The organism is Microbispora sp. ATCC PTA-5024 (genome assembly GCF_000511135.2).
In the GTDB taxonomy this organism is placed as follows: domain Bacteria; phylum Actinomycetota; class Actinomycetes; order Streptosporangiales; family Streptosporangiaceae; genus Microbispora; species Microbispora corallina.
Genome location: NZ_KI866522.1, coordinates 585,163 through 596,769, shown reverse-complemented (window position 1 = coordinate 596,769; position 11,607 = coordinate 585,163). Strand labels below are relative to the sequence as shown.

The 11,607-nt window shown below is 74.0% G+C and carries 12 protein-coding genes; 7 read left to right on the top strand and 5 right to left on the bottom strand.

Going from position 1 to position 11,607, the window contains the following annotated elements; all coding sequences use genetic code 11:
• The first annotated feature begins 83 nt into the window (after positions 1-83).
• Both MPTA5024_RS02700 and MPTA5024_RS02695 read left to right on the top strand, forming a co-directional pair.
• Positions 84-668 carry a TetR/AcrR family transcriptional regulator gene (locus MPTA5024_RS02700; protein WP_036319372.1) on the top strand — a complete coding sequence of 195 codons (585 nt, stop codon included), beginning with the start codon at positions 84-86 and terminating at the stop codon, positions 666-668.
• A 64-nt stretch (positions 669-732) separates the two neighbouring features.
• On the top strand, positions 733-1,428 hold the full coding sequence (locus MPTA5024_RS02695; protein ID WP_084369389.1) for a DUF1275 family protein: 696 nt from the start codon (positions 733-735) through the stop codon (positions 1,426-1,428).
• 24 nt (positions 1,429-1,452) lie between these two features.
• Here the strand turns inward: MPTA5024_RS02695 and MPTA5024_RS02690 are convergent, their stop codons facing one another.
• Both MPTA5024_RS02690 and MPTA5024_RS02685 read right to left on the bottom strand, forming a co-directional pair.
• Positions 1,453-2,109 (bottom strand): response regulator transcription factor, encoded by a 657-nt coding sequence (locus MPTA5024_RS02690; RefSeq protein ID WP_036319369.1) that lies wholly within the window; start codon positions 2,107-2,109, stop codon positions 1,453-1,455.
• On the bottom strand, positions 2,106-3,254 hold the full coding sequence (locus tag MPTA5024_RS02685) for a sensor histidine kinase (RefSeq protein ID WP_036319366.1): 1,149 nt from the start codon (positions 3,252-3,254) through the stop codon (positions 2,106-2,108). Before MPTA5024_RS02685 ends, MPTA5024_RS02690 begins: the two co-directional genes overlap by 4 nt.
• Before the next feature lie 86 nt (positions 3,255-3,340).
• On the opposite strand from MPTA5024_RS02685, the gene MPTA5024_RS02680 reads away from it, so the two are divergent.
• Entirely contained in the window at positions 3,341-4,873 is a 1,533-nt protein-coding gene (locus MPTA5024_RS02680) for a hypothetical protein (protein WP_051457634.1), read from the top strand.
• Here MPTA5024_RS02680 and MPTA5024_RS02675 read toward each other — a convergent pair.
• Complete coding sequence (locus MPTA5024_RS02675; RefSeq protein WP_232326414.1) at positions 4,813-5,985, bottom strand: FAD-dependent oxidoreductase; 1,173 nt, start codon at positions 5,983-5,985, stop codon at positions 4,813-4,815. The two genes, MPTA5024_RS02680 and MPTA5024_RS02675, sit on opposite strands and share 61 nt — an antisense overlap.
• A gap of 102 nt (positions 5,986-6,087) precedes the next feature.
• On the opposite strand from MPTA5024_RS02675, the gene MPTA5024_RS02670 reads away from it, so the two are divergent.
• The 4 genes from MPTA5024_RS02670 to MPTA5024_RS02655 all read left to right on the top strand — a co-directional run bounded on the left by MPTA5024_RS02670 (position 6,088) and on the right by MPTA5024_RS02655 (position 10,021).
• Entirely contained in the window at positions 6,088-6,549 is a 462-nt protein-coding gene (locus tag MPTA5024_RS02670; RefSeq protein WP_051457632.1) for a MarR family winged helix-turn-helix transcriptional regulator, read from the top strand.
• A 109-nt stretch (positions 6,550-6,658) separates the two neighbouring features.
• A complete protein-coding gene (locus MPTA5024_RS02665; protein ID WP_036319363.1) occupies positions 6,659-7,261 on the top strand; it encodes a PadR family transcriptional regulator in 603 nt (200 codons plus the stop codon).
• Between the two features lie 50 nt (positions 7,262-7,311).
• The gene (locus tag MPTA5024_RS02660) at positions 7,312-7,692 is read left to right on the top strand and encodes a winged helix-turn-helix transcriptional regulator (RefSeq protein ID WP_036319360.1); all 381 of its coding nucleotides are present in this window, start codon (positions 7,312-7,314) and stop codon (positions 7,690-7,692) included.
• Positions 7,693-7,756: 64 nt separating this feature from the next.
• Positions 7,757-10,021, top strand: a complete 2,265-nt coding sequence (locus MPTA5024_RS02655) for an LLM class flavin-dependent oxidoreductase (protein ID WP_036319357.1) — start codon at positions 7,757-7,759, stop codon at positions 10,019-10,021.
• Here MPTA5024_RS02655 and MPTA5024_RS02650 read toward each other — a convergent pair.
• Complete coding sequence (locus MPTA5024_RS02650) at positions 9,954-10,721, bottom strand: GNAT family N-acetyltransferase (RefSeq protein ID WP_051457998.1); 768 nt, start codon at positions 10,719-10,721, stop codon at positions 9,954-9,956. The two genes, MPTA5024_RS02655 and MPTA5024_RS02650, sit on opposite strands and share 68 nt — an antisense overlap.
• Positions 10,722-10,785: 64 nt before the next feature.
• Positions 10,786-11,544, bottom strand: a complete 759-nt coding sequence (locus MPTA5024_RS02645; RefSeq protein ID WP_198166920.1) for an SDR family oxidoreductase — start codon at positions 11,542-11,544, stop codon at positions 10,786-10,788.
• Between the last annotated feature and the right edge of the window lie 63 nt (positions 11,545-11,607).

Here is an 11,607-nt window from a genome sequence, read left to right as displayed (position 1 = left end):
CGGCCTGATAAAGTTGAGGCCTGCCTCCACATTAGCGGAGGTGTGCCTCCACTTCAACCGGAGACGGAGTCTGGGAGGAATCGGTGACGGACAAGGCGCCCGGACACCCCCGGGTCGCGGTGCGCCGGCCGCAGCGGGCCGACGCGCGGCGCAACTTCGACGCCCTGCTGCAGGCGGCGCGGCAGGCGTTCGCCGAGCACGGGACCGACGCGTCCCTGGAGGACATCGCCCGCCGCGCGGGCGTCGGGATCGGCACGCTCTACCGCAACTTCCCCACCCGCCAGGACCTGTTCGACAGCGTGTACGTCGGGGAGGTCGAGGAGCTGTGCCGGGCCGCGGACGAGCTGGCCGGGCTCCCGCCGTGGGAGGCGCTGGTGGCGTGGCTGCGCCGCTTCGTCGGCTACATCGGCACGAAGCGGGCGCTCTACGAGTCCCTCAACCGCGACTCGGACATGATCCGGTCCTGCCGCGAGGCCTTGTACGCCGCCGGGGAGCCCCTGCTCGCACGGGCCCAGGAGACCGGGTACGCCCGATCCGACATCGGCTTCGACGACCTCCTGCGCATGATCGCTGGGATCACCGGGATCGGGTACGCCGACGACGCGCAGCGCGAGCGGGTGCTCGGCGTCGCGCTCGACGGCCTGCGGGCCCGGCCGTCCGGCGGGTAGGGGAGCGCCCCGGGCGGGGAATGCCCTGAGGACCGGTGCCGTCCGGGCGACGAAGGGCGCGAACATGGGCACAGCGGCCACGCCGAGACCGACGGACGCGTGGCGGATGGTCATGGCGACGGCCCTGACCATGGCGGCCGGGGCGACCAACGCGATCGGCTTCGTCCTGCTGGGCGGGGTGTTCGCCAGCGTCATGACGGGCAACCTGGTGGTGCTCGGCCTGGCGGCGGCCGAGCCCGACCCGATGCTGGCGGCCCGGGCGGGCGCCGCGTTCGCCGGCTTCGTCCTGGGGGTGGCGGCGGGCGCGCGCGCCATGGGGTCCCTCGCCGCGGGCCGGCCTCAGTGGCGCGAGCGGCTCGCGCTGGTGCTGGCGGGGGAGACGGTGCTGCTGGTCGCCGTCCTGGCCGTCTCGTCGGCGGCCGGAGGACGGCCCGGGGAGATCCTCCGGCTGGGCATGGTGGCGGCGGCCTCGCTCGCGATGGGCGTGCAGAGCGGCGCCTCGCGGACGTTCGGCATCCCCGGCCTGTCGACGACCTTCTTCACGGGCACGCTGACAGGTGTGCTGACCGGGCTGGTGAGCGAGGGGGTAGTCCGGCTGCACAGCGTGGTGCTGCTCGCGGGGCTGGCGGCGGGAGCCGCGGCGGCCGGGTGGCTCGCGTTCCACGCCCCGGCGGCCGCGCCCGTCCTCCCCGTCGCCCTGGTGGCCGCCGCGCTCACCGTGGTGGCGGCGCGGGAGGCGCCGGTGGGCGCCGGCCACTGACGGGACGGTTCGCGCAGGGAGTATTCAGGCCAGCCGGTACCCCACGCCGGGCGTCGTCGTGATGACGGGCGGCTCGCCCAGCTTGCGGCGCAGCCGGCCGATCGTCACGGTCACCGTGTTGGTGAACGGGTCGGCGTTCTCGTCCCAGACCTGCTCCAGCAGGGCCTCCGCGCTGAGGAAGCCGGGGCTGGCCCGCATCAGCGCCTGCAGCAGGGCGAACTCCTTCACCGAGAGGTTGAGCTGCCGGCCGTCGCGCACGGCGACCCGGCGCACCGGGTCCACCTCGATCCCCGCCGCGCGCAGGGTCCGCGGGTGAACGTCCGGCCTGCGGCGCGCCAGCGCGTGGACGCGCAGGACCAGCTCGGGGAAGTGGAACGGCTTGGTGAGGTAGTCGTCGGCTCCGAGGGTCAGGCCGCTGACGCGGTCGCCGGGCTCCCCGGCGGCCGTCAGCATCAGCACCATCGGGCGGTCGTGCCGCTCGGTGATCGTCCGGCACAGCGCGTCGCCGTGCAGGCCGGGCAGATCCCGGTCGAGGACCACCACGTCGTACGCCGTGAGGTCGAGTTTCGCGGCGGCCGTCAGCCCGTCGTGGGTGACGTCGACGGCCATCCCCTGGTCGCGCAGGCCCTCCGCGACGACCTCGGCAAGCGGTCGCGCGTCCTCGACGACCAGGATCCTCATGCCGGCACCCCGGCCGCGGCGGCCGGCAGCGCGACGGACACCCGCAGGCCGCCCCGCGGCCGGGCGAGCAGGTCGAGCCGTCCGCCGTGCGCCGCCGCGATCGCGGCGACGATGGACAGCCCGAGGCCGGAGCCGTTGTCCGACCCGGTGCGGTCCGCGCCGAGCCGCTCGAAGGGCCGCGCGAGCCGGTCCACGTCCCGCTGGTCGAGGACCTGTCCGCCGGTCTGCACGACGAGCCGGACCTCGGCGCCCTCCCGGAATGTCTCGACGCGGATCCAGCCGCCCTCCTCGTTGTGGGTCACGGCGTTGTCGACCACGTTGCCCACCATCCGGGCCAGCAGGGCGGCGTCGCCGCGGATGGCCGTTCCCGCGCCCAGATCACTGGTCACCGTCAGCCGGCTCGCCGCGATCTCCTCGCCGCGGCCGGTCAGCGCCCGCGTGACCAGCTCGTCCACGTCCACCTGGGGGTCGGCGCCGGGGGAGCGGGCCAGCGCCCCGTGCTCCGCCCGGGCCAGAACGAGGAGGCCGTCGAGCAGCCGGTCCACCAGATCCAGCTGCACGCGGAGCCGGTCGCCCAGGACGAGCGTCTGCCGGGGCACGCCGGGCTTGGCGACCGCGACGTCCAGCGACGCCCGCATGGTCGCCAACGGGGTCCGCAGCTCGTGCGACGCGTTGGCGACGAACCTGCGCTGGGCGGCGAACGACGTCTCCAGCCGCTCCAGCAGGCCGTCGACGGTGTCGGCGAGGTCCTTCACCTCGTCCGCCGGGCCGCTGACGCCCAGCCGCTCGTGGAGATTGTCGGCCGAGATACGCCGGGTCGCCGCGGTGATCAGCCGCAGCGGGCGCAGCACCCGCCTGGCCAGCACCCGGCCGACCACCAGGGAGACGGCGGCCATCACGACCAGCGCCAGCGCCGAGCCGATCAGGATCTGGCGGGAGTGGTCCGCGCCCGCATCGGCCAGATGACCGGGCAGGTCGTGGACGCCGCCGTCGCCGGCGGGGCCCTGTCCGGGGGCGACCCTGGTCACCTTCTCCCCGGAGAACAGGAAGGCCAGGGCCAGCAGCCCGATGCCGGACATGAGGAACACCCCGGCGTACAGGATCGTGAATCGGAGCCCCACGGTCCCGGTGCGCAGCCTGATCATCCCTCCAGCATGCCCGGCCCGGCCTAACAGCGGGATGACAGGCGGCGTTCGGCCCCTGTGAGGCCCGTGCCCGTAGGAACGGCGGCATGCCCTTCAGACGACTCCTCCACCGGGAGTGGACCGCCTTCCGCCGCCCCGGCCGGCTGATCGCCCTGGCGGCGGCGGCCCTCGCCGTGATCGCCCTCGGCCTGCTCCAGTCCTTCGGCAACCGGGTGGACTGCGGCGGACCGTGCCCCACCCCGCCCACCGCCGCGGACGGCTCGACCGTCAGCGACCAGTTCTGGTTCCTGCACCGCGGCCTCGGCCCCCACGGCTCCGTCACCGTGCGGTTGACGTCGATGACCGGCACGATCACCTACCCCCCGCCTCGCCATGACCGGATCGTCTCCGGCCTGGTGCCCTGGGCAAAGGCCGGGATCATCGTCAAGGACGGGGTCCGGCAGGGCTCCTCCTACGCGGCGCTCATGATGACCGGCCACCACGGCGTGCGGATGCAGTACGACTACGGCCACGACGTCGCCGGGAGCCCGGGCGGCCTCGCACCGGGGTCCCCGCGCTGGCTGCGCCTGACGAGGGCCGGCGACACGATCACCGGTTCGGAGTCCGCCGACGGCCGGCGGTGGCGGACGGTCGCGGCCGTGCAGCTGGCCGGCCTCCCGGCGACGGCGCAGGTCGGGCTGTTCGCCACCTCGCCCGGCGACCTCACGCTGAGCCCCGTCGGGCTGGGCGGGGCCGTCGAGCAGGTCCGCTTCACGCAGGCCACCGGCGTCTTCGACCACGTCGCCGTGGACGGTGCGACCGCCGGCCCGTGGCGCAGCGAGGCCGTTGGCGAGATGAACCACACCGACTGGGAGAGGTACCACAACGCCTCCAGCGCCGTGGAGAAGGACGGCGTCGTCACCGTCAGCGGGGCCGGTGACATCGGCCCGAGCGCCGACGACGGCGCCCGCCCCGTCGAGAGCACGCTGCTGGGTCTGGTGGTCGCCCTGATCGTCGTCATCGTCGTCGCCGCCCGGTTCGGCGCCCGTACCGGCAGGGCGGCGTCCCGCCGGGCCCTGGCCGCCCGGGCCGTGGTGGCCGGCGCCGCGACGTTCGTGACCGGGCTCGCCGCCGCCGGCGTGGTCGTGCCGGCCGGGGTCGCGATCCTGAGGGGAAACGGCGTCCCCGTCCAGCCGATCTCCCTGCTGACCGGCGTCCGGGTCGTCGCCGGCGTCGCGGCGGTGCTCGCGCTGTGCGCCGTCCTGGCGTACGGGCTCGGCGTCCTGCTCCGGCGCGGGTGGGCGGCGATCCTCGTCGCGCTGGCGTTCGTCGCCGCGCCCTACGCGCTGACCGCGGTCCCCCTGCTGCCCGACGCCGTGTCGGAGTGGCTGCTGCGGCTCACCCCGGCCGCGGGCTTCGCCGTCGCGCAGACCAGGGTGGCGTATCCCCAGGTGGTCGCCCACTACGCGCCGTCCGCCGGGTATTTCCCGCTTCCCGGCTGGGCGGGCCTCGCCGTGCTGGGCGCGTACACGCTGATCGTGGTGTGGCCGGCCGTGAGGCGCGCCCCGGCGGACGAGGGTCAGGAGCGCCGGGGCATGAACGGCTGGGACAGCGACGCGGTCACGGCCGTGAAGCCGTAGTCCAGCATCTCGGCCTCGTAGCCGCGCACGGCCTCCAGCAGGGAGACCTGCCCGGACGCGGCCGCGGTGAGGGCGCGCAGCAGCGTCTCGGCGTCCCGCAGCGCGGTGTTGGCGCCCTCGCCGCGGCCGGGCGACATGCTGTGGATCGCGTCGCCGAGCAGCGTCACGCGGGTCGCCGGCCACGGGGCGACCGGCCGGGCCGAGCGCAGGGCCACCGGGAACGTCGCGGGGACGTCCGCCTCGTCGACGACCCGCCGGGCCGCCGGGTGGAAGTCCTCGATCATCCGCCGCGCCAGGCCGTGCAACGTCTCCCCGTCCGCCTCACGGAACGCCCGGGGACCCCCCGCACCCGGCACGGTCCACCCGCCCGGCTCGGCGGCCGAGACCATCCACGCGAGGTAGTCGGGCATCGGGGTCAGCCGTACGGACGGGGACAGGCGGGCGACCGCCTCCGGCAGCGGTTCGCGGGTGCGGCAGGTGACGACCGACATGGCCCTGCCGTCGGGGGCGATCACCCGGTTGAACGAGTCGAGGAGGACCTCGGGAAGCCACTCCAGCGTCCGCCCGGTCAGCGGCGTACGGCCGTAGACAAAGCCGCCGATGTCGTCGACCTCGGCGTGCGGGAGCAGCTGACTGCGCACCCGGGAGTACGTGCCGTCGGCGCCGACGAGCAGGTCCGCGACGGCCGAGGTCCCGTCGGCGAAGTGGGCCCGCACGCCGTCGTCCACGAGGTCGTACCGGACGAACTCCGCGCCGAAGCGCCGCACGTCCTCCAGGCCGGACAGCAGGATCTCCCGCAGCGTGAGGCGGTTGACGCCGAAGAAGCGGTCGTGGGGGAGCGGCGGGATGGGCTTGCCGAACTTGGGGACCAGCAGGTGGTCCAGGAAGGTCATCCGGGTGGCGGGCCGGATGGCGGTCGCCACGCACAGCTCGAACAGGTCGGCGGGCAGGCAGGCGCGCAGGGCGTCGGCGCCCTCCTCCTTGAGGGACAGGCGCCAGCCCTGGCCGCGGAAGTGCTGCGAGGCGTCGCGCTCGTACACGGTGACGCCGACGCCGGCCTTCTTCAGCCCCTGGGCGAGGCAGAGGCCGCCGACGCCGCCGCCGATGATCATCACGTTCACACGGGGTCCTTGGAGGGAGACGGTGGGGGAGCGAGCCCACCGTACGGCAATCGCTGTCACGACAGCAACCGTCGCGGCAGCTAATGTTGGCCCATGGAACCTCGCGAGAACACAGGCGTCCCCTTCGGGCTCGTGCTGGGCGGCGGCTCGCTGCTCAACCAGGTGGGCAGGGAGCTGCGCACGACGGTCGACGCGCTGCTGGCCCCCTTCGACCTGACCGCGCAGCAGGCCGCGGTGCTCCTGCACGCGTCGCGCCAGGAGACCAGCCCCAACCGGCTGGCCGCGGAGGTCGGCACCGACACGGCCGGGATGACGCGGCTGCTCGACCGGCTGGAGGCCAAGGGACTGCTCGCGCGCCGCCCGCATCCGGGCGACCGGCGGTCGGTCGTGGTCGAGGTGACGCCCGAGGGCCGGGCCCTCGCGCCCCGGCTGGCGCCGGTCTTCGGCACGGCGAGCGCCCGGCTGCTGTCGGGGTTCTCCGAGGAGGAGGTGCTCCAGGTGACCGGCCTGCTACGGCGGATGCTCGACAACCTCACCGGCCGGGGGAGGTCCTGAGCGCGGCCGCTGAGCATGCGGAGCATCCGGGCGCTCCATCCGGGCGCGCCGCCCGCTAGGGTCGCCTTCGGGGGATCGTCCTGCCGGGAGGATGAGGGGTCGAGGGGGCGTGGACAAGCGGCGCAAGGTGGCCAACCCGCTGGCGCTGGCGGTGCTGGCGGAGCTGCTGACGGGGCCCATGCATCCGTACGAGATGGGCCGGCGGCTTCAGGAGCACGGCAAGGACCGGCACATCAAGTACAACCGCGGGTCGCTGTACATGGTGGTCGAGCAGCTCCACAAGGCCGGGTTCGTGGCCGAGCAGGAGACCGTCCGGGACACCCAGCGGCCCGAGCGGACCCTGTACGCCCTGACCGGCGAGGGCCGCACCGAGCTGTTCGACTGGCTGCGCGACCTCCTGGCCACCCCGCGGCCGGAGTACCCGCGTTTCGGCGTCGCGCTGTCCCTGCTCGGGGCGATCCCGCCGGAGGAGGCGGCCGGCCTGCTCCGGCGGCGGCTGGACGCGCTGACGGGGGAGATCGAGGAGATCCGCACGGCCGTCCGGGAGGCCGCGGACGGCGGCGTGACGTGGGTGTTCCTGGCGGACGACGAGTACCGGGTGGCCGTGCTCGACGCGGAAAGCCGCTTCGTGACCGGCCTGATCGCCTCGCTGGAGCACCCCGGCTACGTCCGCGGCTGGCACGAGTTCTTCGGCGGGGCCCCCGGCGACTGACCTGCTTCGTTTTCCGAAGGGACATCGAAAAGGCGTTTTAGTCTGGACGCATGCCCGGCACATCCGAGACCGCCCCGTCCGACACCGTCTCCGAGCCCTGCCTGCGCGGCGACGCCGCGCTGGCCCGCGCGTTCACCTTCCTCGGCAAGCGCTGGAACGCCGTGCTCCTCGGCGTCCTCGGACGCCGGCCGTCGGGATTCCGGGAGCTGTCGCGCGCGATCGGCCGGATCTCCGACTCCGTCCTGTCCGAGCGGCTCGCCGAGCTCACCCGGGCCGGCCTGATCGCCCGCACCGTCGACGAGGGCCCGCCCGTCTCCGTCTCGTACGCCCTGACCGACTGCGGCCGGGCGCTCATGCCCGCGCTCGAGCAGATCTCCCAATGGGCGCAGGAGAACCTGCCGTCCGAGGGGCGGCGGCAGGCAGGGGAATAGGCCCATCCCCGAGCTCGCTAGGAGATAAGTAGTCACTTCTAATCTCGAAGCGAGGACAAGGGCCATGGCGGACTACGGACACGAACCGGCCTTCGGCACGTTCATCACCCCGCGCAACGACCGGCCGGAGGACGTCGTCGCCCTCGCGCGGCTGAGCGAGCGGGCGGGGCTCGACCTGGTCACCTTCCAGGACCACCCGTACCAGGCCGCGTTCCTGGACACCTGGACGCTGCTGACCTGGGTGGCCGCGCAGACCGAGCGGGTACGGGTGTCGGCCAACGTGATCAACCTGCCGCTGCGGCCGCCGGCGGTGCTCGCGCGGTCCGCGGCGAGCCTCGACCTGCTGTCGGGCGGGCGGTTCGAGCTCGGCCTGGGGGCGGGCGCGTTCTGGGACGCCATCGAGGCGATGGGCGGCCCCCGTCGCACTCCGGGTGAGGCGATCGACGCCCTGAGCGAGGCGATCGACGTCATCCGGGCGGTGTGGGACCCCTCCGAGCGCGGCGGGGTGCGCGTCGACGGCGAGCACTACCGCGTCCGGGGCGCCAAGCGCGGACCCGCGCCGGCGCACGACATCTCCATCTGGCTGGGCGCCCTCAAGCCGCGCATGCTGCGGCTCGTCGGCGCGAAGGCGGACGGCTGGCTCCCCAGCCTCCCCTACATGAAGGACGGCGACCTGGAGCGGGGCAACACGATCATCGACGAGGCGGCCGCCGAGGCGGGCCGCGACCCCCGCGAGATCCGCCGCCTGCTCAACGTCGGCGGGACCTTCGCGCCGACCGGCCGGGGATTCCTCCAGGGACCCCCTGAGCAGTGGGTGGACGACCTGCTGCCGCTGGTCCTGGAGCAGGGCGTGAGCACCTTCATCCTGTTCGGCGACGAGCCCCGCGCGATCGAGGTGTGGGGCGGGGAGGTCGCGCCCGCTCTCCGCGAGGCCGTGGCGCGCGAACGCGGCGCCTCCGGGACGGCGGCGGGGGAGGTGGTGCGCCCAAAAGCACGGGCGCTCCGGCGTGACGGCATCGACTACGACGGCCTCCCGGCGGCGCTGCGGGGCAAGGCCGTCGAGCCCGGCGACCGGCGCTACGCCTCGGTGCGCTCCACCTACATGCGCTCCGGATCACCCGGGCTGGTGATCCAGCCGGAGAGCGTGGAGGACGTCGTCGCGGCGCTCGGCTTCGCCCGGGCGCAGGACGTCCCGCTCGCCATCCGCAGCGGCGGCCACGGCATCAGCGGCCGTTCGACCAACGACGGCGGCGTCGTCGTGGACCTCGGCCGGCTCAACGGGATCGAGGTCCTCGACCCGGCCGGCGGCCGCATCCGGCTCGGCCCCGGCGCCCGCTGGGGTCACGTCGCCGAGGCCCTGCACCCGTACGGGCTGGCGATGAGCTCCGGCGACTTCGGGGACGTCGGCGTGGGCGGGCTGGCCACGGCCGGGGGCATCGGGTTCCTGGCCCGCAGGCACGGTTTGACCATCGACCACGTCGTGGCGGCCGACCTCGTGCTCGCCGACGGCGCCGTGGTGCGCGCCGACCCCGAGACGCATCCGGACCTGCTGTGGGCCGTGCGGGGCGCGGGCGGCAACGTCGGCGTCGTCACCGCGATCGAGCTCGAGGCCTACCCGCTGCGCGACGTCGTCTACGCGAGGATGGTCTTCGACGCCGCCGCCACCGCTCCGCTGCTCGAACAGTGGGGCCGTCTCCAGGAGGAGGCGCCGCGCGAGCTGACCGGCTTCCTCTACTTGTCGGCCCAGCGGGGCGCGTCCCCGATCGCGCAGCTCGTGAGCGTGTACGCCGGCGACGACACACAGGCGGCCACCGACGTGCTCACCCCCCTGCTGGGGCTCGGACCGCTCCTCGACCAGCAGGCCGCGGTCGTCCCCTACGCCGCGATCGTCCCGGCGAGCGACACCCCGCACAACGGCGGCGTGGACCGGCCGCTCCTCGGAAGCGGCCTCGCCGGCCACCTCACCCCCGAGATCGCCGGACGGATCGAGGCGGGGCTGCGCGACCGGGACATCCACTGGGTGGCGATCCGCTCCGTCGGCGGCGCGGTCAACGACGTCGACCCCCTGGCGACGGCCTACGCCCACCGCCACCAGAACTTCTCGCTCTCGTCGGTCGGGGGACGGCAGGCGGCCTTCCTGCGCCACTGGGACGCGCTGCGCCCCCACCTCGACGGTCTCTACCTCAACTTCGAGACCGACACGCGCCCGGAGCGGCTGCACGACGCCTTCCCCGGCGAGACGCTCACCCGGCTCCGCCGGATCAAGGCGCGGTACGACCCAGGGAACGTCTTCGACCAGAACTTCCCCATTCCCCCGGCGGCCGGGTGAGCACGAGGGTCGCCGTGCGGTGCAGCCGGAACCCCAACGACTCGTACAGCCGGAGGGCGTTCGTGTTGTACGCGACCACGTGCAGGAACGGCGTCTCGCCGCGCTCGCGGATGCCGGCCGCGACGGCGAGCACCAGCCGCGTCCCCAACCCCTGTCCGCGCCGGTCGGCGTCGGTGCAGACTCCGCTGATCTCCGTCCAGCCCGGAGGGCGCAGCCGTTCACCGGCCATCGCCACCAGCCGCCCGCCGTGTCGGATACCCAGGTAGGTACCCAGCTCGATCGTGCGCGGCAGGAACGGTCCCGGCTTGGTGCGTCCGGCCAGAGCTAGCATGTCCGGAACGTCTGCCTCGGTGAGACGGACGGCCTCCGCGTCCGGCGCGGCGACGATCCTGTCGCCGATGAGCTGGAGCACGGCGTCTCGCCTCACGACCTTCCAGCCGTCCGGAGGCTCGACCGTGCGGCCAGTCAGCGCGACGTCCCCGCCGGGACCGGCGAGTGCCCCGATGTCCGCCCAGTCGGTGTCGTCAGGGGAGTCCGGCAGCGCCATGAACGGTGACACGTCCGACGGATACCGCAACGCGTTGCCACGTCGGAGCGCCAGGTGGGCGTGCGGCCCGGTCAGCGCCGCGTAGACGGAGTTGTCCAGCGGATGCGGCTGTCCCATCAGCGAGCCGGCTGAGCCGGGTTTGTTCACCGCCATGGCCGACACCACTCCCCGCAGGGGTTCTTCGGACGGTCGGCTCGTCGCGCCGGGCGCACCACGACTACCACTCGATCTCGGCCGTCAGGAAGGGCTCGTTCTCCGGAGCCTCCTTGCGGGCCCGTAGGACCCGGTTGGCGGGTGCACCGACCGGCACACGCAGCGGAGGGTCAGGCTGCTCGATCGTGTCGGCCACCGCGGCTGCCACCTCCTCGGGGGTGACGGACTCGCCGCGGAGGACGGCGAGCGCCTCGTACAGCGGGGTGTACGGGTCGTCCACCTTGAGGAACACCTTGGCACGCTCGGCGCCACCCGAGGAGACCGCGCCGGGCTGCACCACGCTCACCTTGATGCCGAAGCGACGGGTCTCGATGGCGAGCGTCTCCGCGAGGGCCTCCAGCGCCCATTTGCTGGCGCCGTAAGGGCCGATCATCGGCAGCACGAGACGCCCCTGGATGCTGGAGATGAAGACGAGGCGGCCCGCTCCCCTTTCGCGCATCGCCGGGAGCACGCCTTGCGCCACCCGCAGCGCACCCAGAGTGTTGAGCTGGAAGAGGCGTTCGACCTCCGCCAGCGGGACGCTCTCCAGAGGCGCGCGTACCGTCTCGCCGGCATTGCTGACCACCACGTCGATGTCGCCGGCGTCGCGGATGGCCTGGTCGACGCTGTCCTGGTCGGTGACGTCAAGGCGCAGGCGCCGGTCGACGGGCAGGTCGGCCAGCGTTTCCGGACGGCGCGCGGTGGCGATCACCCGGTGACCCCGGGCTGACAGCTCGACGGCGACAGCCCGGCCGATGCCCTTCGAGGCGCCGGTGATGAGCACAGCGGACATGACAGATCTCCTCATGAAGTGGTGATGTCGAACCGGCCCTGCGATTGGACGCGG